Below are 23,714 nucleotides of genomic sequence, written 5' to 3'. Positions count from 1 at the left end.
CAATTGTTGAAAGGGATGAAGAGTATGACTCAGCTGAACTTTGAAGAAAATTTATTAACTAAAGTAGCTTGGTACTATTATAAAGACCAATTAACACAACAGGAGATCGCGTCACTTCTTCATATTTCAAGAAATAAAGTCGTCCGGTTATTAGATAAGGCACGCAGTGAAGGTATCGTTACATTTCACGTAAAAGGAACCGGTTTGCATTGCTTGAGCATTGAACGTGACTTAATGAAAAAGTTCCACTTAAAAGATGCTTTCATTATCCCTACTCCAATAAACAATTATGCTACTTCTCTCGGAAAAGCCGCTGCACAATATTTAGAGACTCATCTCCAACAAGGGGATTTACTCGGCATCGGCTGGGGTGAAACGATAAGTAAAATGCTAGAAAACATTCATTTTGAAAGTTCTATTAATCTTTCATTCGTAACGCTAACAGGCGGAGTAAACCACTATCTCCCAAGAAAACAAAACTATTTACACTACATGCAAGGCGAACTTCATATTATTCCTACTCCTTTTCTAGCATCTTCTACTGAAATGGCACGAAGTATTTTATCAGAACCAAGTGTGAAAGATATGCTTCATGTCGCTTCACTTGCACATACAGCAGTTGTCGGTATTGGCGGGTTATCTCAAGACGCTACAATTGTAAAAGAAGAAAAATTAACGCTACGTGAAATGACATATATTCGAAGTCAAAACGGGGCGGGCGATATTTTAGGACAGTTTTATAATACGAATGGTGAGTTATTAGAGCTCTCGCATCATAATCGTCTAATTGGCACACCACTTACGATTCTTCGCAACATGAAGCATGTCATTGGTGTGGCTGGAGGTACTCAAAAGATAGATGCCATTTATGGGGCTTTAAAAGGGAATTTTATTCATACATTAATTACTGATGAAGAAACTGCGCTCTCCTTATTAAGAAAGGAAGGTGATTCTTAATGTCTACTTTATTAGCTTTCGATGCTGGTACAGGGAGCATTCGAGCTGTTCTTTTTGATTTACATGGCAATCAAATTGCAGTAAGCCAAAAGGAATGGGTTCATAAAACTGATCCTCGTTACCCCGGTTCTATGAATTTTGATGTAAAAGAAAACTGGCAACTTGTACAACAGTGTACGAAAGAAGTTCTGCAAAAAAGTAATATACTTCCCTCTTCTATTCAAGCTATTAGCGCTACAAGTATGCGAGAAGGTTTTGTTTTATATGATAAACATGGGCAAGAAATATGGGCATGTGCAAATGTTGATGGCCGTGCATCCGCTGAAGTTAGTGAGCTAAAAGAAATCCGCTCACATCTTGAAAAAGATTTATACAGAAAATCTGGGCAAACTTTTTCATTGGGTGCTTTACCACGTCTACTTTGGATTAAAAAACATGAACCAGACGTCTATAGCAATATTCACTCCTTTACGATGTTAAATGATTGGATTTTGTATAAATTAAGCGGCGTACTGCAAATCGACCCTTCCAACGGTTGTACGTCCGGAATCTTTGATTTACAAAATAGGAATTGGGATAACGATGTCGCTAAAGAGTGTGGTATATCTTTGCCATTTTCACCAAAAGTAAATGAAGCTGGCACTGTGATTGGTAATGTTTCAAAAGAGTGTGCAGCACTAACTGGTTTACTTGAAGGGATTCCTGTCGTCGCTGGCGGCGGTGATGCTCAAATGGCAGCACTCGGGACTGGAGTCGTAAAACCAAATCAAACTTTAATATGCGGCGGCAGCTTTTGGCAACAAGAAGTGAATGTTACTGAGCCAATAACAGATCCACATGCTGCGATTCGAGTAAATTGTCACGTCGTTCCGAACCTATGGCAATATGAAACAATCGCCTTTTTCCCAGGTCTCGTTATGCGCTGGTTTCGAGACGCTTTTTGCCAAGAAGAAAAGAAACTTGCTGACAAACTCGGTGTATATGCTTATGAATTATTAGAAGAACAAGCGAAAGACGTACCTGTCGGTTCATATGGTATTATCCCTACTTTTTCAAACGTTATGAACTACATTTCTTGGCGTCATGCCGCACCTTCTTTTTTAAATTTAAGTTTAGACGCTGACAAATGCGGAAAAAAAGAACTGTTTCGTGCTATTGAAGAAAATGCCGCCTTCGTTACACTTGGAAACTTAAAACTAATTGAAAATCTTACTGGTACATTCCCTTCTGAAGTTATTTTTGCTGGCGGTGCCGCTAAAGGGAAACTATGGCCACAAATTCTATCAGACGTACTCGGTATTCCTGTAAAAGTACCTGTCGTGAAAGAAGCAGCTGCTTTAGGAACTGCGATTGCTGCTGGAGTTGGCGCAGGCATCTATTCATCTATGGAAGAAACTGCTGAACAGTTTGTACAGTGGGAGCACACATTCGAGCCAATTACTGAAAATCATGAACTATATAAAGAATTCTATGAAACATGGAAAACTGTGTATGACAGTCAACTCGCTTTAGCTGATAAAGGGCTCACTTCACATATGTGGATTGCGCCTGGTGCTCTGTAACACATTACATAAAGGAGTGAAAATGTATGTTAAAAGCGAATGAAAATGACTTCTCCTATCGCTTCGGTGATAATGGGCCGAAATATTTAATACAAGGTCCGAATATTGATCTTGGCCTTGTTGTCATTCAGCCTGGGCAAGAGTTTCAAAATCACTACCATACGACGTGCGAGGAAGTCTTTTATGCATTAGAAGGTGAAATTGATTTCTATGTGAATAATAAAAGAGTTCCAATTAAACAAGGTGATGTCCTGCAAGTTCGTCCTCATGAATCTCACTATCTTATTAACCATTCTGACAAACCTTTTAAAGCTGTTTTTATTAAGTCACCACATTTACCAAATAAAGATACGGTACAAACGGAAAATCCAACATTAACGAAGGAGTGATTTGAAATGACTTGGGGATTTAAAAATCGATTAAATACAATTTTACCTGATGGCAGAGCGGTAATGTTAGCGATAGATCACGGTTATTTCTTAGGACCAATTCACGGGCTTGAACAGCCACTTGAAACTGTTAAAAACTTACTTCCTTACACGGATTCTCTCTTTTTAACGCGTGGTGTACTTAGCTCCTGTATTCCTGAAAACTGCAGCACACCGATGGTTATGCGTGTATCTGGCGGAGCTACTGTTGTCGGTAAAGATTTAGCGAATGAAACAATTGTTACACCTGTAAAAGAAGCAGTAAAACAAAACGCAATTGGCGTCGGTGTTTCTGTTTTCGTCGGATCAGACTATGAAACACAAACCGTATCAAATCTCGCAAATGTAGTTTCAGAAGCTCACGATTACGGCTTGCCAGTTCTCGGTATTACTGCCGTTGCGAAAGAATTACAAAAACGTGAAGCACGTTTTCTAGCACTCGCTTCCCGCGTATGCGTTGAAATGGGAGCTGACATTATTAAAACGTATTACTGCGAAGGATTCGAAAAAATTACAAGTACTTGCCCTGCCCCAGTCGTAATCGCTGGTGGACCAAAACTTGACTCCATTGAAGACGCATTAAACATTACGTACAATGCACTGCAAGAAGGTGCAATTGGAGTAGATATGGGCCGAAACATATGGCAATCTGAACATCCAGCTGCGATGATTCAAGCGATACATGGTATTGTGAAAAATGGATTGAATGTGAAAGAGGCACTTGAACTTTATGATGATGTGAAGAATTAAAGTAAAAAAGACAGACTATTTATTAGTCTGTCTTTTTTACTTTACAGTGAAACTTTCTTAATCCGTCTTCTAATATGATACATATTTAAATTTTATACACCTTCAAATGATTACTCTTGATGATTACTATTAAGCTTTGAAACTTTCTTATCTTCTCTATAATCAAGACAAGACACTTCAATTAATAAGCCATTAAATACTGTAAAATAAAAACCATAACTACTACCTCTCATCGAATAAGGTTCCTTGTCTATTTCAATGCCGCCGGCTACTAAACGATTATATGCTTGATCCACTTCACTTGATGTATCCACTAAAAAACCAATATGAAAAGCTTCCGGATACGTAACTTCCTTATTCCCTTTAAATGCTTTTGGATCACTTAGTACAAGTATAAAACCACTCTCATCACTCATGACTACAAGTGCTTTCCCTTTTTGCTCCAAAAATTGAAAATCAAAAAATGTTTCAAAGAAATGTCTCGCTTCCGATAAATCATCAACACATAAATTTAAATGATTCAGCTTCATGTACTCATCTACTTTTAAACTGAGGGTATATGGATTCATTTTTTTCATAACACTTAAATATGTAAGGGAAAATATTCAAGCGTTCCGTCTAAGACTATGCTTTATAAGTCTAATATTTTTTTCTATAGCCTAGAACGTTTTTTAAATGAATGAAAGATTTCCTATCATTCCCATCCCCCCAGTAATAAAAAAGAGGATACATGTTTGCTTCTACAACATGTATCCTCTGCTTGTATATTACAACTGTTGATAAGCCGATTTCGATGATTTCACATAATAAACCGCATGATCCACATTAATAATATGATCTGGTTTTGGTTTACCACGGCCCGCTCTATGTCCAGCTAAGTGTTCTTCACTTGTTTCCCAGTTTTTCCATGCTTCTTCCGATTCCCAGCGAATCATTACGACAACTTCTTCGTCGCCGCGTCTTACTTTTTTCACGAGAACACTTAAATCGATGAAGCCTTCAAATTTTTCAATAATACCTTCTCCAGTGAAACGTTCTACAACTATATTTGATGTACCTTCTTTTACTGTAAATGTTTTCGTTTCGATAAACATATATTCCACTCCCTCTTTGTTATACGAATACTAGTATTCTTCTATTATAATTGATTATGATAATTATTTTCAATTGTAAAGTTTTAATTTTTTGAATTATGCTGATTTCTTTTCTATCGCCTCATCTAAAAATTTGAAATATGGAAGTAACATCCCTATTAAAGATGTAACACATATAACTGCACCGATAATTACATATAGCGCTCTTACTCCCCACATTTCACTCAATATTCCCCCTACTAACACACCTAATGGCATAGCGGATCGTATGAAAAATAAACGCACTGAAAATACTTGTCCTATCATATTATTTGGGACGATTTGTTGGCATATTGTTGTGTTATGAACATTGAAAAATGCAATACAAATCCCTGCTATTACTTCAATTAGTATTGCAATGATAATACTATGATTGAACCCTAATGAAATGTATGTGAGCCCCCCTATAAACAATCCTCCAAGCATAAGTATACGCCGGCTTTTATATGTTACTTTTCCGACTACTACTGATCCAATTACGTAGCCAAGTGGAAAACCTGCCATAAAATAGCCGTACTCTGCATATCCCGCTAACAGCTCGTCTTTTATATAAGGAAGATTTGTGACCATCGTTACCCCTACTCCAAACTGCACGAAAGTAAGAAATATACCGAGCCAAACGATGATTGGTTTTGTAAAAAAATATGTAAAACCTTGAAGAAATTGTTCTAGCCACGTTTTTCGTATATCTGTTGTAGTTCTCTTTTCTTTTATATAAAGTAAGAAAGCACCACTAACAAATAGACAAATACATACGAAAGATAATGTAATTTCTGTTCCAATGAAATGAATTACTACTCCACCTAATACTGGCGCAAGAAACATCATGAGACGAGTCATTCCATCAATATACGCATTTGCGTCTTGAAGTTGTCCTTGACTTACAATGCTCGGTGTAATTGCCTGACTCGCAGGTGTATAAAGAGGTGTAATAAGTCCCACTACAATTTGAACAACATAAATGTGCCAAACTTCTATACTACCTGTAACTAGCATCACCAAAGGTAATAAGAATACGGACGCCCGTATCCATTGTGAAAAAATCATAATCCACTTCCGGCTCCATTTATCAATAAATGGGCCACTTATTAATTGCAGTATGAGTGATGGGATGAAATATAATAGCCACATACTACTTAAAGCCATTTCCGATCCTGTTAACTCATATACTAGAATTGAATTACATAACGTTCCGAAAGCCCCTCCTAATTCTGAGATTGCACTACCAATCCACATGAAAAAGAAAGAACGATTTTTCAATATATTTTTCAATTTCACACACCAACTTTTCTTTTATATTCCTCCCTTTATGTACATTCCCGTTGTTAATTATCTATTCAAAAACATATCTAATTCTTTCGCTAAAGACTGTACTGCTTTCTTTCTTAATACATATTTTCCGTCATGTATATCAACTAACTTCGCTGCACGTAACAATTTCAAATGATGGTGTACAGTCGATTTACCAAGCTGTAATCTTTCCGTTATTTCCTGTAATGTACGTTCTTTTTCAAACAACATTTTTACAATTCGCAATCTCGCTTCATCTCCAAGAGCCTTATGTTTTTGAACTAAAAAATAATTCGGTTCATACGGATCTTCAGGATGAATGCTTTCATTCGCAACTGGATAATGAAATACTTTCGTATCATCAATATCCGCTTCAATATTCCACGGTCTGTACGTCATTTGCGGAATAAGAAGTACGTGATGAACACTTGGCTCTGGCATATAGTTCACTCCGCCAGTCGCCCACTCGACAAACTCTTCCGGCTTCATCTTTTTATTCATTTCATTTTTCGCTTCATAATCTCGTTTTAATATAGAAAATATTTGTTCTTCCTCTCTTTTAATAACACTCTCATACCAACCTGTCATAACAGCGATTAAATGCGATTTCAGCACTTGTACATCTACATTACATATAAAGCTAATATAAGTAGAAAAAAACTGATGATTATCTGTTAGTTCCTTTAGTTCATGTATTGCACATACAACTCCCGTTGCAGCTAAACGTCTTTTCTCTTCATACTTCTCTCCTAAAAACGGTAAACATATAAATTTCAAATCTTCTTCTGAAAGTGAATCAATTTTAAAATTAAACTGCGATAAATCTTGAAAATCCTCTTCATACAATAACTGGAGTAATGCTTTCCACGTATTATGTTCTTCTACAAACTGTAAGTGTTCTCTCATTTCTTCTGTTAATGCTTCCTTAATTTCTTCCCATTCACTTTGAGTCTTTTCAAGTGTATCAATTAACCTTTTATGAGTAATAGCAGCAATGCCAAGTGCACATTCGAAAAGTATCGAATATTTCACCTGAACGTTGTATGTTTCCCTTTTTCTGCTCGTTATGTGATAGACCTCCATTTTTATCCACTCCTTGTTTGCTATATAACATATTCTATTTTTATCGAATTTTACCTTCTATATTTTTAGAACCGTTTTGCAATTTTAAAAAAACTTTGATCAATGAGCAAACAGAAAAAGGTTCATACTCTTTTCATTCTGACTCAATGAAAGCCTTGATTATTAAATATCATATTAAAAATGAGATTTTTTAATGGCTCAATTATACGTTGTATTTCACTCTCTTGTTCAACTATAGAGAAGGTTTATTGAAGAGAAAAGCGAATTGATTTTATTAAGAAAAATGAACAGGAGGCTATAAGAATGGAAAGAAAAGAAATGTTGCAAAATGGAGTCCAACAAGTTTTTTACGAGGAAGAATGGTACCCACCGATATCTGAAGCGTTAAAAAATCTTACTGCTGAACAAGCATGTTGGAAACCAGAAGGTGCTGCCAGTAATACGATTTGGGAAAATGTGAACCATTTATTAATCTTTAAAGAACGCCTACATTCCCGCTTACATGAAGACGACACATTTGTGGCTCCACAAAATAATGATGAGACGTTTATCCAAGGTGGACCTAATGATGATGCCGCTTGGCAGCAAACAGTGAACCGAACGCTTCAAGTACATGATGCCTTACAAGCTTCATTAACATCCTTTCAAGAAGCAGAACTAGATCAGCCAAAGCCTTCTCTACCAATTTGGCAACAATATTTGAATATCCTTTTGCACGATGCTTATCATACAGGACAAATTATACAACTTCGAAAACTCCAAGGTTCATGGCCAACTCACCGTTCTTATTTATAAGCGATGTTTACATTTGCTGACGTTTAACATGCAACCAAATAATTGAAAATAGCTACTTGTTTTGTAAATACTGCGATTGCTCAAAATAAAGCAAATTAAAATACAGGAATCCCAAACATCATTTACCCTCTTCATAACTTCTGATCATAATCCAAATTTGGAAGAATAGAGGCTTTTTTATATACAAATAATAAGCCTCAAGGAGTTGTTGACATGTATTTCATATTGAATATGTTAGGGATTTTCGTTGTCATATTAATCGTTTTCTTATGTTCGCCTAATAAAAAACATATAAAATGGAGACCAATTGTAATTCTCATCCTATTGGAGCTTTTTATTACATGGTTTATGTTAGGCACAAAGCTCGGCAGTATTATCATTAATAAAATTGCGTCATTTTTCAGTTGGCTACTAGCATGTGCGAATGAAGGTATTCGATTTGCATTTCCTTCAGCTATGGAAAGCCAGCACATTGATTTCTTCTTTAGTGCGTTACTTCCTATCATTTTTGTTATTACTTTTTTCGATATTCTATCTTATTTCGGAATCTTAACTTGGATTATTGATAAAGTAGGTGCAGTTATTTCAAAGATTTCTCGTTTACCAAAGTTAGAAAGTTTCTTTTCGATTCAAATGATGTTTTTAGGAAACACCGAAGCACTTGCGGTTGTTCGTGATCAATTATCTGTGTTAAAAGAAAATCGATTATTAACTTTTGGAATTATGAGTATGAGTAGCGTTAGCGGATCCATTCTTGGCGCTTATTTATCAATGGTGCCAGCAACATATATTTTCAGCGCAATCCCATTAAACTGTATTAACGCATTAATTTTAGCCAATGTATTAAATCCTGTGGAAGTTTCGAAAGAAGAAGACGTTGTTTACACACCTTCAAAACATGAAAAAAAGGATTTCTTTTCTACTATTTCAAACAGTATGTTAGTTGGGATGAATATGGTTATCGTTATTTTAGCTATGGTAATTGGTTATGTAGCTTTAACAGCATGTTTAAATGGGATTTTAGGATTTTTTGTAACAGGGTTAACAATTCAAAAAATCTTCTCCATTATCTTTAGTCCTTTTGCATTTTTACTCGGTTTATCAGGCAGTGATGCTATGTATGTAGCTGAATTAATGGGGATCAAAATAACGACGAATGAATTTGTTGCAATGATGGATTTAAAATCAAACTTAAAGTCGCTACAACCGCATACGGTTGCGGTTGCAACGACATTTCTAGCTTCTTTTGCTAACTTTAGTACAGTAGGTATGATTTACGGAACTTACAATTCATTATTTGGCGGAGAAAAATCATCAGTCATCGGTAAAAATGTTTGGAAGCTTCTTGTTAGCGGGATGGCTGTTTCTTTATTAAGTGCTATGCTCGTTGGGCTATTTGTATGGTAAATAATTTTTATAATAAAAGACACCCAAGCCAATTGAGTGTCTTTTATTATTATTTTCGAATTTGCCCATTTCCACGAATCACATATTTTGTAGAAGTTAATGCTGGAAGCCCCATTGGTCCTCTTACGTGTAACTTTTGTGTACTGATACCAATTTCCGCTCCGAATCCAAATTCGGATCCATCTGTAAAACGAGTCGATGCATTATGATAAAGTGCCGCGGCATCTACAGAAGTAAAAAACTTGCTGACGTTTTCCTCGTTTTCAGTAATAATCGCTTCAGAATGCATAGATCCATACGTATTTATATGATGAATCGCTTCTTCAACAGTGGAAACCACTTTCACTGCTAGTGTGAGAGATAAAAACTCAGTTTCCCAGTCTTCTTCTGTCGCAAGTAAGATAGAAGGATCAATCGCCACTGCTTTATTATCACCACGTAGCTCCACTCCTCTTTCCTTCAATGAAGAAAACAACTCGCTACCATATTGCTCTGCCCAATTCTCATGAAGTACAATTGTCTCAATTGCATTACATACAGATGGACGCTGTGTTTTTGCGTTTATAATAATATTAAACGCCATTTGTTTATCTGCTGTTTCATCAATGAATATATGACAATTTCCCGCACCTGTTTCAAGTACTGGAACAGACGCTTCTCTCACTACTGTATCAATTAATTGTTTACCGCCTCTTGGTATAAGAACATCCAAGTACTCGTTCAATGTAAACAACTGTTTTGCACTATCTCTCGTTGTATCTTCTATGAGCTGTACACTTTCTGAAGGCAAGCTAGTCTGCTTAAGCGCCCGGTGAATAACGCTAACGATGGCTTTGTTAGAATGAATAGCAGAAGAACTACCACGTAGTATTACTGCGTTTCCTGTTTTTAAACAAATTGTAGCAGCATCAACAGTTACATTCGGTCTTGCCTCATAAATCATTCCGACAACACCAAGTGGTACGCGCATCTCCTGAATAGATAGTCCATTTGGTCGTTCCCATGCACTTACACATTCTCCTACAGGATCACGTAATTCAATTAACTGCTTAATACCCTCTGTCATATCAACAATTCGCTGTTCATTCAGCAAAAGGCGATCAAGGATTGAATGAGAAAATCCTTTCTCCTTACCTTCTTCAATATCCCGTTTGTTTTCTTCTAAAATATAAGCTGTTTCTACTATCAGCTGATTAGCAATTGCAGCAAGTGCTTCATTTTTTTGATCTGTAGTTTTAAGCACAAGTTCTCTAGCAACCTCTTTTGCTTTTATCCCCTTTGCCAACACTTCATTCATTTTTATTTCCTCCTTTTTAAAGTGAAACCCAATGATCCCTATGGATGACTTCATAACTATGTCTCTCGCCTCTTACTTGAATATCTTGGCTTTGCATACCTTTTACATCTCTTAGTTCCTCTGCACTATATGTGCATTGTCCTTTTCCTATTACGCGCCCTTGTTGCGTTACAACCTCTACAACTTCACCCACTTGGAAAAATCCTGATACATTCGTAACACCAGCTGGAAGTAAACTCTTCCCATGCTGAATGATGGCAGTAGCTGCCCCAGCATCTACTTCAATTTGTCCGCTAACAAGCGAATGCAAGGCAATCCATTGCTTGTTCATCTTCATTTCTTTTTGAGGAGCATTACCAACATACGTTCCATCACCCTTACCCTTCAAAACATCTACAAACTTTTCCTGTCCACGTCCTGTTCCGATAAATACACTCACACCAAGAGAGAGTGCTGTCTTTGCAGCATCGATTTTTGATTTCATACCGCCAGTCCCAAGTTTTGAGCCTGCATCTCCTGCAAGAGAAGAAATTTCTTCCGTAACTTCAGGAAGAAAATAATATTTTTTTGCATCCGCATTTTTCTGAGGATTTTTGTCATATAACCCGTTCACATCCGTAAAGATCATAAGCATATCCGCCGAAACAAGCCCGCTTACTAAAGCTGACAGCATATCATTATCACCGAACGTTAGCTCCTCTAAAGAGATGGAATCATTTTCATTAATAATTGGAAGAGCGGAACGGTTTAATAATTCTCCTAACGTAGCGTAAGCATTACTATATTGTTCTTTTCTAGAAAAATCACTTCTCGTCAGCAAAAGTTGCGCAGTAACGATGCCATATTTACGGAATTCCTCCGTGTACGCCTGCATTAACAAACTTTGTCCGACAGCTGCTGCAGCCTGTTTCCCTTTAATCGTTACAGGTCTGCTAGGATATCCTAGCGCTGAAAAACCTGCAGCGACGGCTCCAGATGTAATTAACACAACCTCGTGCCCATCTTCTTTCAACCGAGCCAATGCGGCAACGTGATCTGAAAGCTGTTCTGTAGAGATGCCTCCATGACTATCTGCCAAGGAACTACTCCCAATCTTTACAACAATTCGTTGTTTTTTCACTTTTTTATCCCCCAAGTCTAAAATCAAAGTTTTTTTATAAATTACACTTCATTCACTTTGTAACTATATCTATTCTCATCAATGCTGCACTGAAGTATTTAAGAGCAAAATAAAAATGACCGCTTCGCCCTTAATAAAATAAAAAGGACGAAACGGTCATTGTTCCGCGGTACCACCTTAATTGATATACATAGATATCCACTTGGTGCCTATAACGCAGGCGAACGCCTAAACTTTCATTTAAGACTCAGGGATAGGTTCGATATATTCTATACGAGGAATCTTTCAGCCGGTGAATTCCACTCTCTTTCGCAAGAAGACATATGTACTAATTCCCTTCAACGATTTTCAATCTAATTTTTTTATATTATGCGATATAGTTCGATTCGGTGTCAAGAGGTATTTTTAAAAATAAATAGAGCCACAAGTTATTTGTATGAAATTATAGCCCTACTGAATAAAAATACAAAATGATATAAGTTTAACTCATATTCATAAACATAAAACCTTACATTATAGTGTATATATTTACATAATGTCGAATATAATTAATTTTTTTCTTTTAGTGTTGCAAAAAGGAATATATTCTCTTAGAATGTTTCTTTATATTGCACAGGGATGTTATTCTTATTCTAAGAAAATAATATCAAACCGATATAATTGATTATAAAAGGAGCAAGATTGAGTTATTATGGATAAACAAATTGGATTCATCGGTTGCGGAAATATGGGAATGGCTATGATTGGCGGAATGATAAACAAAAATATAGTGTCTTCAAATCAAATTATTTGTTCAGATTTAAACACTGCTAATTTAAAAAATGCTAGTGAAAAATATGGGCTAACTACAACTACCGACAACAATAAAGTAGCTAAAAATGCTGATATTTTAATTTTATCAATCAAACCAGACCTATATTCATCAATAATTAATGAAATAAAAGAAGTAATCAAAAACGATGCTATCATCGTTACGATCGCTGCTGGGAAAAGTATTGAAAGTACTGAAAATGCATTTAATAAAAAAGTAAAGGTTGTAAGAGTAATGCCTAATACTCCTGCTCTTGTTGGAGAAGGAATGTCTGCATTATGCCCTAATGAAATGGTGACAGAAAAAGATTTAGAAGATGTACTAAACATTTTCAATAGTTTTGGTCAAACAGAGATCGTAAGTGAAAAATTAATGGATGTTGTAACATCTGTAAGTGGTTCTTCACCAGCTTATGTATATATGATTATAGAAGCGATGGCAGATGCTGCTGTACTAGATGGTATGCCAAGAAATCAAGCATATAAATTCGCTGCTCAAGCTGTGTTAGGCTCTGCAAAAATGGTACTAGAAACAGGAATACATCCAGGTGAATTGAAAGATATGGTTTGTTCTCCTGGCGGAACGACAATAGAAGCTGTTGCAACATTAGAGGAAAAAGGATTACGAACAGCGATTATTTCAGCTATGCAGCGTTGTACGCAAAAGTCTGTTGAACTATCTGGTCAAACTAAAAAATAAAACTATAAAAGAGATTACGTTAGCTATGAATTCACATAATTTCAATTAAAAATTCACTACATGATAAACGGCCAAACTCATATAAAATTGAGCTTGGCCGTTCCACTTTTTAATTATATTAAAATAATTTCATTCGAATTTTCTTTAAAGGTTCTGTTTTATCCCTTACCTATTCCCTACTATGATTGTGTAATTTTATTAGAAACTAATAATTTTTCAATGCATTTCGGTAACATATCTAATAGTGTTTCAAATGCGTAGTTTACATCTAGACGTTCTGTCCATTGATGTGCATCTTTTCCTACCGGCCCCATATTTAATACTGGAACATCAAACTCTTCTAATTCCTGAAGCGGAATTGAATAACCTTTATCCCATAATGGCATATTGTCTACAAGCGAACTCATTGAATCTAGTGGATACTGCAAGCCTACATAGCTTAAATCTGAAATCCCCCCAAAATAATTTTGGTTTTCAAATGTAATTTTATGATTGTAATGTGCATACTTTTCCATTTCTACAACTACCTCTTTTATTAAAGGATTGTTGCGTGAACTCACAGCTGGATAGTACGGCGGAGCGAAGAAAAGTACAATCATCGGTGCCTTTTCTTTACATAAAATCGCTAATTTATCTACTAAATCAATCGTTACCGCACGATCATCTTTATCTCCTCTATTTTTTATAATATTAGATTGAATACGATCTATTTTTTCTCGTCCATTTTGCTCAATTGCATCTGTGATAAGCTCTTCATAAGTTAATACATTTACTTTGAGATTAGGTGGTATAAATGGATTATATTTAGAAAAACGATATGCATGTTTTTCATACGACTCTTCTATTTTCTCTGCTACTTTCGTTACTTTTTGACGTAACAATGAAACTACATCTGTCATTGATTTTTCTAATAAAAACAAATTAAATAATGTAACTGCACGATGCGGAATTTGTACAGAATAATCCTCCTTCAAGTCCCTTTGAAGTAAGTTAGTTGGCGGAGGACTCGCTTCCCCTTCTACAATATCACAAAGGTCTGTGTTTAACTCTAATTCTGCTGTTATTAATGAAGCCATATAACTCCCATTTAAGCCTGCAAAAGGTTCACCTACATGTGTCTCTTTTCCATAGCAAAGAAAACCAGGTAACACTTTACCAATAGAGCCAGTGTAAATATACTTATTTTGGTCACCAGGATGTCTTGAAAACATAGGCTCTGAGTTTAAGACCGTTTTATAATCTAAGTTATGCTCTCTAGCTAAATCTAACAGTCTCGGAACAGCGGCCCTCATCCCTACAGAATTCACTTCTTCATCTGGTACAGCCAATAAAAGAACATTCCCATCGAATCTTTCTTCACATGCTTGTTCAATCATTGCCATTTGTAATGCTAGACCGCATTTCATATCCATTGTTCCTCTACCAAACAGCCATTCCCCATGTTCTATATCTTCACGCACATGGTCTGGAAGTTCATCTTTATGAGAATAAAACATAGATGTTAACTTTTTAGGATTAAATGCATCTTCTTTCCACACTCCGTAATCTTGTACATCTACAACATCAAAGTGACTTACTAGAATTACAGTATTTTTTGTACTATCTTTTTTCTTTACTAGTGCTGTAACAAAATATCGTCCGTCCCCTGTCGGATTTTTTTGTAAATGATGCGGGTTTTCTTTGAAATACTGTAATTCAGATAATTGTTCCACAACAAAGTCTGGCAATATTACTTCAGCTTCTGAACCGGTAATACTAGGAATTTCAACAAGACTGCTTAATAATTGAATCAATTGTTCTTTTGATTGCCACTTTGACATATAAATCCCCCTATTTTTCCGCATTATGAAAACTAATTCCAGTATATGAATAAAAAATGACGACAGCTATCAAAATTATAGTTCTGATGTACTGCCGATTTTTATTGATATTTCATGAGCTGCTTGTTTTACCTTGCTAATAAGAAAAGATAGTCGATCATCATTAATACGATGACTAATTAACCCAACACTTAATGCTCCTACTACTTTATGATTAAATCCGATAATAGGTGCAGCTACTGAAGCTGTCCCTTCTGTTTTTTCACCATAACTGACAGCATATCCTTCATTTTTTATTTGCTTTATTTGATTAAGAAGAATTTGCTTTTGTTCTGGTAATGAAGGAAGTAAATACTCTACAATATGTTCCATTTCATTCGTTTTCATATTGGCAAGCATCGTTTTATTTGCAGCACCAATTGAAAGTGGAATTTGTTCTCCTAGATTATCGATAACCCGAATTTTTAAAGGACTATCAATTCTTTCAATGATAATAGAATGCGTTCCGTTTGGAATATTCAAATAGACACTTTCTTCCACTTCAGCAGCCAAACGTTTCATCACTTCTCTTGCAACAGATCTATAGTCTACCTTCTCCAATTGACGTAACCCTATTTCCATCCACATTGGTCCAATTTTGTACTGTTTTGTCTCTGTAATTTGTGTAACTAACCCATGCTCCATTAGAGAGTTAAGTAATCTATGTACTGTACTAACCGGGAGATGTGTTCCATCAGCTATATCAGAAATAGCCCAATACTCTTTTTCATTTGTAGAATTCAATAATTTAATAATACTTATCGCTCGATCAATGGACTGTACCATAACTCGCCTCAACTTTACTCGTAATATGTTAGTACGCTTAATTAACTATCAATTTAGCAAACATTCGAAATGAAATCAATCTATTTATTTAATTTTCTAACAATAAAAACATATCACTAACAATGAATTGAAAACGCAAACAAAAAAATATTGACTTTTCTTTTTAATTATCTGAAAATTATAACAAGATTTCACATCACGGAATACATTCCATAATACGGAAAAACATCAAACTTTATTCTATCAACTACGAAAGTGAGGAAAACAATGGCGCAAGTAAACAATACAAACAATGAATTAAAACGTACGATGAAAAGTAGACATTTATTCATGATTGCACTCGGTGGTGTGATTGGAACGGGGTTATTTAACGGATCTGGCTTTATAATAAGTCAAGCTGGACCTGGTGGATCCGTACTTGCCTTTATGGCCGGTGGATTATTAATGTATTTCGTTATGCTATGTCTTGGTGAACTCGCTGTAGCCATGCCTGTTTCGGGTTCTTTCCAGGAATATGCCACTAAATTCATCAATCCTGCAACTGGCTTTACAATCGGATGGTTGTATTGGTTAAGCTGGGCGAATACGACCGGTCTTGAATTTACAACTGCTGGTATTACAATGCAGCGCTGGTTTCCTGATATTCCTGTTTGGGTTTGGTGTTTAATATTTGGCGTTACAATCTTTACTATTAACGCATTATCTGCTCGTAGTTATGCAGAAACAGAATTTTGGTTTTCAAGTATAAAAGTATCTGCCATTATAGCTTTTATAATTCTTGGTGGCGCCGCTATGTTCGGCTTTATTGATTTAAAAGGCGACGAACCAGCTCCACTTCTTTCAAATTTCGTAAATCATGGTGGTTTATTTCCGAATGGACTTGCAGCTATTCTATTAACAATGGTTACAGTCAATTATTCCTTCCAAGGTACAGAGCTTGTCGGAATCGCAGCAGGTGAAAGCGAAGATCCAGCAAAAACTTTACCTCGTTCTATTAGAAATATTATATGGCGCACAATGTTTTTCTTCGTCTTAGCAATCTTTGTTCTTGTTGCTTTAATTCCTTGGGAAGAAGCAGGACTCACAAAGAGCCCATTCGTTGCTGTTTTTGATAATATCGGTATTCCATATGCAGCTGATATTATGAACTTTGTTATTCTTACTGCTGTTCTTTCTGTTGCAAACTCAGGACTATACGCTGCTACTCGCATGCTTTGGTCTTTATCAAAAAACGAAATGGCTCCAGCATTTTTAAAGAAATTATCATCACGTGGGATTCCTCTCAACGCTTTAATCATGACAATAGCTATTTCTGCTTTTTCTCTTTTAACAAGCGTCGTAGCTGCTGAAACGGTTTACTTATGGTTAATTTCCATTTCTGGAGTCATAACAATTATTGTTTGGATGTCAATTTGTGTTTCTCAATTCTTTTTCCGCAAACACTATTTAGCTGAAGGTGGAAAATTAGACGATTTGAAGTTCAGAACTCCACTCTATCCCCTTGTACCAATTCTTGGTTTTGGATTGTATGGCATTATATTAGTAAGTCTTATCTTTATCCCAGATCAAAGACTAGGCATTTATTGTACTGTACCATTTATCATCTTTTGCTATACTTACTATCACTTTAAAGTTAAGAAAAGAATTGCAACTAACACTCAAAGTGAAACTAAAATTAGCGAAACTTCGTAATATTGTACGATACAAAAAAGACAACACGTGGCGTTTCACTTCATGTGTTGTCTTTTTTTATTATTTAAATATGAGTTCACCTGAATTTAATGGATTTTTCTCTTCTCCTACAAAAGTAGTAAAATTTTCATTTGAACTTGCTACCTCAGTTGGATTTATCGTATTTCAATTTCGATATAATAATAAATAGGTATATCAGATATAGCTGTACATTATTAGAATTACATTCATTACTCAACTGGTAGTTATCAAGAAAGAAAGGAATGATCATAATGATACAGAACATATACGAAACTCATTTACATGTAAGAAATTTAGAAAAAGCGATAAATTTCTATCAAAACAAGCTAGGATTAACGTTAGCAAGAAAACTCTCCAAAAGAAGAGTGGCTTTCTTTTGGGTCGGAGAAAATAAAAAACAAATGCTTGGACTATGGGAAGTAAATAATATCGAAGACTTTGAGCTGAGACATTTTGCTTTTGGTGTAAATTTAGAGTTTTTAATGACTTCTAAAGCGTGGTTAGAGGAGCGTGGAATAGAAGTGATAGGAAGTCAAGGAAAAGGAAATCAAGAGCCAATTGTCCAAAGGTGGATGCCCACTGCAAGTGTATACTTTCTAGATTGTGATAGAAATAAATTAGAATTCATTTCTATGTTACATGACAATCCAGATGAATTAGAATATGCATCCTATTTAAGTGTATGGAATGCGGAACACCAAGAAAAATGAATGAAATTTCCGTTCAAGTCTTTTCTAATTTTTTAGATATACTGTTGTACGATCCCCCTTTTGCTATTAATTTTCGTCGGATTTATGAACAGTTATCGTAATGGAACATTCATGATAACTCCAATTGTTAACATAATGCATTTATTGTCATCTTGTATTTGTACTTACGTACTAGCAATTCCTAATCTGCTTCCATTACAATTTGAAACATTTAATTTTTCTTCTAATCTGGCATCTAATCTTTAAACAAAAACTCCCCTTAAATCGAAAATGATTAAGGGGAATTTTATATACGATGCAATTATAGTTCAGATTTCACCCGAACAGAAACATTATTTTTAATTATATTTTTGACATCTTTAAAGCTAACAAAATTGTTACTTTTCTCATCCCAAAGACGGAAACGGAGTGAACGCAAGCTTGTAGCAAGCGTAATTGTTGGTACATTTTTTAAAGGAAGGGTATTGTTGTGTGCCTCTTCTAGTTTATAGTTAGGTACTCTTGGACTTAAATGGTGAACATGATGAAATCCAATATTACCCGTTAGAAATTGCAAAATTTTTGGAAGTTTATAAAAAGAACTTCCCTCCACTGCCGCTTTCACATATTCCCATTCTTTATCTTCTTCAAAATAAGAATCCTCGAATGTGTGCTGTACGTAAAACAGCCAAATCCCTATTGAACCTGCTATTAAAAATATAGAACCATGTACTAAAAGAAACGATTGCCATCCAATTGCCCAGCAAAGCATTCCTACAATAGCAACGATTAAAATATTCGTTAAATAAGTGTTCATACGTTCTTTTTTTCTAGCACCTTTTCGGTTAAATCTATTTTTAAGCAAGAAAACATAAATCGGGCCTAACCCAAACATAACGAATGGATTGCGATATAAACGATATGCTAAACGGAGTCTAAATGGTGCTGCTACATATTCATCTACTGTAAGCGTCCAAATATCCCCTGTACCCCTCTTATCCAAATTACCACTCGTAGCGTGGTGAATAGAATGCTCATGCCCCCACTGATCAAATGGGAATAATGTTAAAACGCCCATACACGTTCCAACTATTCTATTTGCACGTCGACTTTTAAAGAATGAATAATGGGTACAATCATGAAAAATAATGAAAATCCTTGTCATAAATCCAGCGGCTAACAGTGCTGGAACTAATGTTAACCAATAAGAAACTGACAAACTTTTATAAGCAAGGTACCATAAAATAATAAATGGCACGATTGTGTTGATCAGTTGCCAAACACTTTTTTTAATCGTTGATTTTTCAAAAGGAGCAACTTGTTTTTTTAAATTTTTAGTATTTTCTAAGGTCATTGTTCTAATTCCTTTCCTTTTTGTTGCTAATTCATATTATAGCACACTATTAGTATCAGGTGTTAAAAGTAGCTATAATAAATATTTTATACTATGAAAATCTCTTTTTTCTTACTCATTACTTACAAATTTCTTACGTCCAAAATAGCTTCTATAATTGGACAGACGGAGCATTTTATGTATCAAAGAAACTTCATATTTTTCCAATAAGTACATAAAAAACAGCGAGTTTTTTCACAAGAAGAAAAAAGCTGCAATCAGTCAGTTTCACCGACTTATCGCAGCTTCTCTTCTTTTTAACTTATTTTATCGATGAAGCCAAACTGCACCTGCAGACTTGTCTTCAGCTTGGCCTACCACTTCAAACTTCAGTCCTAGCTTCGGTAACTTACGTCCTGCATCAGGAATAACGCTGTTGATGTATTGCTTAGAATCATCAAATTTTGCCACTCCTGGTAATCCTTTATAATCAAAGATACCGCGTGTTGGTGAATTTACTTTCCATGCTGGCGTTTGATCAAATGAGAATGCCGCATCGGCAATTTGATAACGCGTACTGCTCTTCACAGTAGGTTGTCCGTTTAATGTCCCTACAATTGCCTCTGGATGAGAATCTACTACTCCTAAGAACCCTTCACCTGGATGAACGCCTACCCAGTTATCTGTAAAGCTTTGATCCGCATACCATACAACCATTCCTGTATTAAATACTGGGCCACGTGCATATTGTAACGCAGTGTCAGAACCAGCGTAATTTCTCCACTCTACATAGTAATTATGTTTTTTCTGTTCAAATCCGTTAGACACAGTAAAGCCTTTTAACGTCATTGCAGGCTGACCTTCTGCATCATCAGAGAAAACAACTTTTCCATCTACAGTTAAGGCTGCATTATCTAACGCAAATCCTTTATAAGCTACTGCAATATCTGTTAAGTACTCAAATTGCAGTTTTACTTTTTTTCCTTTGAATTGGCTTAAATCGTATGATTTATCAACCCACTTACCATCAGTTGTATCCGCGCCGCCTTTTATATCTTTTTCGCCCATTCTATCAATGCGTGTCTTCGTTCCATCTTCTGCAATCGCATATACGTCAAGGAAATCATACTTCGCTTCAAGTTCGTAAAATGCCTTATAATCGAACTTAGCATCCTTTGCATTTGTTAAGTCAAATACTGGTGTCTCAAGTGTTGTATGAATGTCATTTCCTTTTGTACTGTAATAGAACTTCTTACCAAACGCTGATTCGATATTTTTTATATCTTTGTCCGGCAAGTTAACACGAACAATTCCAGGTCGTTTAGATTTTGTAGTACTTTGATCTACATATGTTGCAACACCGATTCCTTTGCTAAGTTTGTCATAATCTACTTCAAGAATATTCGCCCAGTTCCCCTTCATATTCTTTTGGAAAAACTCTTTATTTTGTGGCGAGAAACTCGTTGGCTCTGTTCCTGCAATTTTTCCAGCCCAGCTACCACCACTCATAATAGACCATGACTCAACAGGTTCACCTTGTCCTGAGTACTTTGTATCATATTCATCTGGTAAGCCTAAATCATGGCCATACTCATGTGCAAACACACCAACTGCTCCGTCTTCAGGCTCGATTGTATAATCATATGCAGCCATCTTTCCGCCCCAGTTCGAAACAGAAGATTTCGTGCCATCAATTGCATATGGTTTTGAACCTAGTTTTGAACGATGTGACCAAATCGCATCATCTTTCAATTTACCGCCGCCAGCTTCTTGACCAACGCCAGCATGTACAACCATTAAATGATCAATAATGCCATCTGGCTCATTTTTATTTCCATCACCATCTTGATCGTATTGATCAAATTGGTCATAGTCTGCTAAATTGATTCCTTTTGCTACCGCTGCTTTTAATGCTTCTTTCACAAAATCTTTTGGTCCTAAAGGCCCCTTGTTATCATGCCCAGTACCCGCATCAGCACCATAATCTGATGCTTTTCCTGGAACAGTAAGCCATTCTGTTACAGTCCCATCAACTGTATAGCTACCACCAGATTGTTCTTCATAATATTGCTTAAATGTGTTAATTTTCGATCCATCAAATAAAGTAAATGGTTCATCACCAAATAACATTTTTTGATAATGTTCACGATTAAAGTCCTTAGAATACATGTATCCTGGCTCTTGATCAATATTGTTATGCTTAAAATCGCTAAATTCTACAAGTAAAACAAGTACTTTATCTTTTCGAACAGCTCCATTGTATTCTTCTTGCTTCGCTGATGTAGTAGGTACTTTTCCATTTAATTTCCCAGGGTTCAATGCTGCACCTTGTCCAGCTACTGGGCCTACTTCAGGCTGCTGCGCCTGTTCATTTTCCCTCATTTTTGCATCTTTTACTTTTTTCATAAAGTCAGAGGCTTCTTGCGTAAGACTATCTCCTGTTAAGATTTCTTTCCCAGGGTTTTCCCCTTTCTTTTTCTCAACATATTTTTCGACAGCCTTTGAAGTCTCAGCTTGTGATGCAGATTGATCAATTACCCCCCGTTGTTTTAGCGCTTCAGCCAAACGCTCCTCCGGTATTAAGTGCTCATCTATTGGTAGAGATGATGTTGGTGTCTCAGCATACGCTGCGTGACCTCCAAAAGCAAACGTACTACTTAGTACTGCTGCTGTTGTTAATACCGCTAATGGTTTTAATTTCTTTTTCTTTTTCAATGTATTTCCTCCCCAGTGTCTGCAAATTATCGTTTTTTGCCGATAACAACATAATATTCGTTATAATACGAATATTCAATCTTTTTCAACAAATAAAATGTTGAGAAATATTTTTTTATGCAGGGTGAAATACATAAGGTATAAAAACAAACAGACTCTCCTATAAATAACAGTGAACTTTTATATGTTTTTAGTTACAATCAAAATCCAGTAAATCTGGGATTCATACTTTTTTAATAAAAATAAGAATTAAATATTTTCTATACTATTTAATCTATGGATTACCATATTACTCACTATTCTCATTATTACAAGCTAATAGTGGTTCGTACATCATTATAGCGTGATTCTCTGTTACATATTGATCTTCTATTAACTGTTTCTGTTGATTATATACTTTACGTTGAATCACATTATGTCGTATATAACCGCCCCAGTATGCAGGTTGAATTGAGTGTTCTTTCTCATACACTTCATATTGATAAAGTTGCGGATAGACTGTTCTCCATTCACCAACTAAATGTTCATCTGTCATATAAAGGTGAAGTTGATACGGTTGGTCCGTTTCATTTTTAATTTGTAAATCCAAATAGTTATAGGAACAAGTCGCCCCACTCCCAAACGGTTGAGTGCGCCTAGAGTCAGGAAAGACATCAAAGCTATGACGATATCGTTCTGTTACTGTCAGTGGTGTATGTAAAGTCATCCAATATATTAAATTCGAAAGCTGACAAAGACCTCCTCCAATACCTGTTTGAAAAGATCCGTAATGTAATACCATACCTTCTACATACCCTTTTTTCCTCGTTGGCTTACCTATTAAACGCCAGTAAGAAAATGTTTCTCCCGGTCTAATGACGATACCATTTAGTTTTTTAACAGCAATTTTCAAATTAACAACCTTATTCTGTTGATACCACATATCTACATCTTTGAGCTTACGAAGTAATATCGTTCGGTGCTGAATTGCTGTACAAGGTAGCTTTTCTTGTTGGAACCTTTTTGCATATGTTTTTCCGTCTGCCAACCACTGAATGTACCTCTTTGTAGAGTAATACCACTTCCCTAGCATAATGCGATACTTAGACCGCTGTTTAGGACGTAAGTGCACTATATTCATTTTATTCCCTCTCTCTTTCTTCAAGTAAATTCTAATATATTTCTAATCCAATAAACTACAGTTTTCTTAGCTGCATAATAATTTCCACAAAAAAACAATAAATTTACTCTAGTGGAGATTTTATTTTGATGATTGCTTTATAATTATATAAAACTGAGCTTCAATAC

General features: G+C 35.7%; 20 protein-coding genes and 1 other annotated feature. Of the genes, 9 read left to right on the top strand and 11 right to left on the bottom strand.

The genetic code is table 11. The features are described 5' to 3' along the window. Positions 1-6 precede the first annotated feature (6 nt). The 4 genes from GBN78_RS19340 to lsrF are packed head-to-tail and all read left to right on the top strand — an operon-like array spanning position 7 to position 3,697. Entirely contained in the window at positions 7-957 is a 951-nt protein-coding gene (locus GBN78_RS19340) for a sugar-binding transcriptional regulator (protein ID WP_130067926.1), read from the top strand. Then, entirely contained in the window at positions 957-2,519 is a 1,563-nt protein-coding gene (gene lsrK, locus GBN78_RS19335; RefSeq protein WP_098299680.1) for an autoinducer-2 kinase, read from the top strand. Before GBN78_RS19340 ends, lsrK begins: the two co-directional genes overlap by 1 nt. Positions 2,520-2,545: 26 nt before the next feature. After that, positions 2,546-2,908, top strand: coding sequence for a cupin domain-containing protein (locus GBN78_RS19330; RefSeq protein ID WP_098537079.1), 363 nt, complete (start codon positions 2,546-2,548; stop codon positions 2,906-2,908). A 6-nt stretch (positions 2,909-2,914) separates the two neighbouring features. Then, the gene (gene lsrF, locus GBN78_RS19325; RefSeq protein WP_000219772.1) at positions 2,915-3,697 is read left to right on the top strand and encodes a 3-hydroxy-5-phosphonooxypentane-2,4-dione thiolase; all 783 of its coding nucleotides are present in this window, start codon (positions 2,915-2,917) and stop codon (positions 3,695-3,697) included. A gap of 110 nt (positions 3,698-3,807) precedes the next feature. On the opposite strand, the gene GBN78_RS19320 is transcribed toward lsrF, so the two are convergent. From GBN78_RS19320 to GBN78_RS19305, 4 genes are all read right to left on the bottom strand, one after another. Beyond that, the gene (locus tag GBN78_RS19320) at positions 3,808-4,227 is read right to left on the bottom strand and encodes a VOC family protein (protein ID WP_000773087.1); all 420 of its coding nucleotides are present in this window, start codon (positions 4,225-4,227) and stop codon (positions 3,808-3,810) included. Between the two features lie 237 nt (positions 4,228-4,464). After that, positions 4,465-4,791 (bottom strand): heme-degrading monooxygenase HmoA, encoded by a 327-nt coding sequence (hmoA, locus tag GBN78_RS19315; RefSeq protein WP_000469497.1) that lies wholly within the window; start codon positions 4,789-4,791, stop codon positions 4,465-4,467. 96 nt (positions 4,792-4,887) lie between these two features. Beyond that, positions 4,888-6,108 (bottom strand): MFS transporter, encoded by a 1,221-nt coding sequence (locus GBN78_RS19310; RefSeq protein WP_000769177.1) that lies wholly within the window; start codon positions 6,106-6,108, stop codon positions 4,888-4,890. 51 nt (positions 6,109-6,159) lie between these two features. Then, complete coding sequence (locus GBN78_RS19305; protein WP_000454578.1) at positions 6,160-7,203, bottom strand: ArsR/SmtB family transcription factor; 1,044 nt, start codon at positions 7,201-7,203, stop codon at positions 6,160-6,162. Between the two features lie 303 nt (positions 7,204-7,506). Between GBN78_RS19305 and GBN78_RS19300 the strand changes: the two genes are divergently transcribed. Together GBN78_RS19300 and GBN78_RS19295 are read left to right on the top strand one after the other, a co-directional pair. Beyond that, the gene (locus tag GBN78_RS19300; protein ID WP_000439969.1) at positions 7,507-7,998 is read left to right on the top strand and encodes a DinB family protein; all 492 of its coding nucleotides are present in this window, start codon (positions 7,507-7,509) and stop codon (positions 7,996-7,998) included. A 213-nt stretch (positions 7,999-8,211) separates the two neighbouring features. After that, positions 8,212-9,405 (top strand): NupC/NupG family nucleoside CNT transporter, encoded by a 1,194-nt coding sequence (locus GBN78_RS19295; RefSeq protein ID WP_000273603.1) that lies wholly within the window; start codon positions 8,212-8,214, stop codon positions 9,403-9,405. 49 nt (positions 9,406-9,454) lie between these two features. Here GBN78_RS19295 and GBN78_RS19290 read toward each other — a convergent pair whose 3' ends face one another. Continuing rightward, positions 9,455-10,702 carry a glutamate-5-semialdehyde dehydrogenase gene (locus GBN78_RS19290; RefSeq protein ID WP_050821916.1) on the bottom strand — a complete coding sequence of 416 codons (1,248 nt, stop codon included), beginning with the start codon at positions 10,700-10,702 and terminating at the stop codon, positions 9,455-9,457. Between the two features lie 16 nt (positions 10,703-10,718). Continuing rightward, positions 10,719-11,822: a glutamate 5-kinase gene (proB, locus tag GBN78_RS19285; RefSeq protein WP_000744736.1), complete on the bottom strand. Its 1,104-nt coding sequence runs from the start codon at positions 11,820-11,822 to the stop codon at positions 10,719-10,721. Between the two features lie 140 nt (positions 11,823-11,962). Continuing rightward, positions 11,963-12,173: a binding site (T-box leader), on the bottom strand. Positions 12,174-12,513: 340 nt separating this feature from the next. Between proB and proC the strand changes: the two genes are divergently transcribed. Next, a complete protein-coding gene (proC, locus tag GBN78_RS19280) occupies positions 12,514-13,332 on the top strand; it encodes a pyrroline-5-carboxylate reductase (RefSeq protein ID WP_000360729.1) in 819 nt (272 codons plus the stop codon). A gap of 179 nt (positions 13,333-13,511) precedes the next feature. Here the strand turns inward: proC and GBN78_RS19275 are convergent, their stop codons facing one another. Together GBN78_RS19275 and GBN78_RS19270 are read right to left on the bottom strand one after the other, a co-directional pair. Beyond that, entirely contained in the window at positions 13,512-15,176 is a 1,665-nt protein-coding gene (locus GBN78_RS19275) for a M20/M25/M40 family metallo-hydrolase (RefSeq protein ID WP_152127617.1), read from the bottom strand. 51 nt (positions 15,177-15,227) lie between these two features. Further along, entirely contained in the window at positions 15,228-15,977 is a 750-nt protein-coding gene (locus GBN78_RS19270; protein WP_061655471.1) for an IclR family transcriptional regulator, read from the bottom strand. 267 nt (positions 15,978-16,244) lie between these two features. Between GBN78_RS19270 and GBN78_RS19260 the strand changes: the two genes are divergently transcribed. Together GBN78_RS19260 and GBN78_RS19250 are read left to right on the top strand one after the other, a co-directional pair. Continuing rightward, positions 16,245-17,669, top strand: a complete 1,425-nt coding sequence (locus tag GBN78_RS19260; protein WP_000079967.1) for an amino acid permease — start codon at positions 16,245-16,247, stop codon at positions 17,667-17,669. A gap of 272 nt (positions 17,670-17,941) precedes the next feature. Further along, positions 17,942-18,400 (top strand): VOC family protein, encoded by a 459-nt coding sequence (locus tag GBN78_RS19250; RefSeq protein ID WP_061139153.1) that lies wholly within the window; start codon positions 17,942-17,944, stop codon positions 18,398-18,400. 301 nt (positions 18,401-18,701) lie between these two features. Here GBN78_RS19250 and desA read toward each other — a convergent pair whose 3' ends face one another. From desA to GBN78_RS19235, 3 genes are all read right to left on the bottom strand, one after another. Then, positions 18,702-19,733 (bottom strand): Delta(5) desaturase DesA, encoded by a 1,032-nt coding sequence (gene desA / locus GBN78_RS19245; protein ID WP_000171499.1) that lies wholly within the window; start codon positions 19,731-19,733, stop codon positions 18,702-18,704. A gap of 306 nt (positions 19,734-20,039) precedes the next feature. Next, the gene (locus GBN78_RS19240; RefSeq protein WP_000727449.1) at positions 20,040-22,427 is read right to left on the bottom strand and encodes an immune inhibitor A domain-containing protein; all 2,388 of its coding nucleotides are present in this window, start codon (positions 22,425-22,427) and stop codon (positions 20,040-20,042) included. 289 nt (positions 22,428-22,716) lie between these two features. Next, the gene (locus GBN78_RS19235) at positions 22,717-23,547 is read right to left on the bottom strand and encodes a VanW family protein (protein ID WP_001028242.1); all 831 of its coding nucleotides are present in this window, start codon (positions 23,545-23,547) and stop codon (positions 22,717-22,719) included. Positions 23,548-23,714 lie beyond the last annotated feature (167 nt).

The sequence above is a fragment of the Bacillus sp. B2-WWTP-C-10-Post-4 genome (assembly GCF_009183805.1).
Classification (GTDB): Bacteria; Bacillota; Bacilli; order Bacillales; family Bacillaceae_G; genus Bacillus_A; species Bacillus_A cereus.
This window is presented reverse-complemented; position numbering and strand designations above follow the sequence as displayed.

Excerpts from the sequence above, each read along its gene's own strand:
- GBN78_RS19330 (WP_098537079.1), top strand. The coding sequence starts at position 2,546 with ATGTTAAAAGCGAATGAAAATGACTTCTCCTATCGCTTCGGTGATAAT.
- GBN78_RS19295 (WP_000273603.1), top strand. The coding sequence starts at position 8,212 with ATGTATTTCATATTGAATATGTTAGGGATTTTCGTTGTCATATTAATC.
- GBN78_RS19320 (WP_000773087.1), bottom strand. The coding sequence starts at position 4,227 with ATGAAGCTGAATCATTTAAATTTATGTGTTGATGATTTATCGGAAGCG.
- GBN78_RS19235 (WP_001028242.1), bottom strand. The coding sequence starts at position 23,547 with ATGAATATAGTGCACTTACGTCCTAAACAGCGGTCTAAGTATCGCATT.
- GBN78_RS19260 (WP_000079967.1), top strand. The coding sequence starts at position 16,245 with ATGGCGCAAGTAAACAATACAAACAATGAATTAAAACGTACGATGAAA.
- GBN78_RS19305 (WP_000454578.1), bottom strand. The coding sequence starts at position 7,203 with ATGGAGGTCTATCACATAACGAGCAGAAAAAGGGAAACATACAACGTT.
- proC (WP_000360729.1), top strand. The coding sequence starts at position 12,514 with ATGGATAAACAAATTGGATTCATCGGTTGCGGAAATATGGGAATGGCT.
- hmoA (WP_000469497.1), bottom strand. The coding sequence starts at position 4,791 with ATGTTTATCGAAACGAAAACATTTACAGTAAAAGAAGGTACATCAAAT.
- GBN78_RS19300 (WP_000439969.1), top strand. The coding sequence starts at position 7,507 with ATGGAAAGAAAAGAAATGTTGCAAAATGGAGTCCAACAAGTTTTTTAC.
- GBN78_RS19270 (WP_061655471.1), bottom strand. The coding sequence starts at position 15,977 with ATGGTACAGTCCATTGATCGAGCGATAAGTATTATTAAATTATTGAAT.
- desA (WP_000171499.1), bottom strand. The coding sequence starts at position 19,733 with ATGACCTTAGAAAATACTAAAAATTTAAAAAAACAAGTTGCTCCTTTT.
- GBN78_RS19290 (WP_050821916.1), bottom strand. The coding sequence starts at position 10,702 with ATGAATGAAGTGTTGGCAAAGGGGATAAAAGCAAAAGAGGTTGCTAGA.
- lsrK (WP_098299680.1), top strand. The coding sequence starts at position 957 with ATGTCTACTTTATTAGCTTTCGATGCTGGTACAGGGAGCATTCGAGCT.
- GBN78_RS19275 (WP_152127617.1), bottom strand. The coding sequence starts at position 15,176 with ATGCGGAAAAATAGGGGGATTTATATGTCAAAGTGGCAATCAAAAGAA.
- lsrF (WP_000219772.1), top strand. The coding sequence starts at position 2,915 with ATGACTTGGGGATTTAAAAATCGATTAAATACAATTTTACCTGATGGC.
- GBN78_RS19250 (WP_061139153.1), top strand. The coding sequence starts at position 17,942 with ATGATACAGAACATATACGAAACTCATTTACATGTAAGAAATTTAGAA.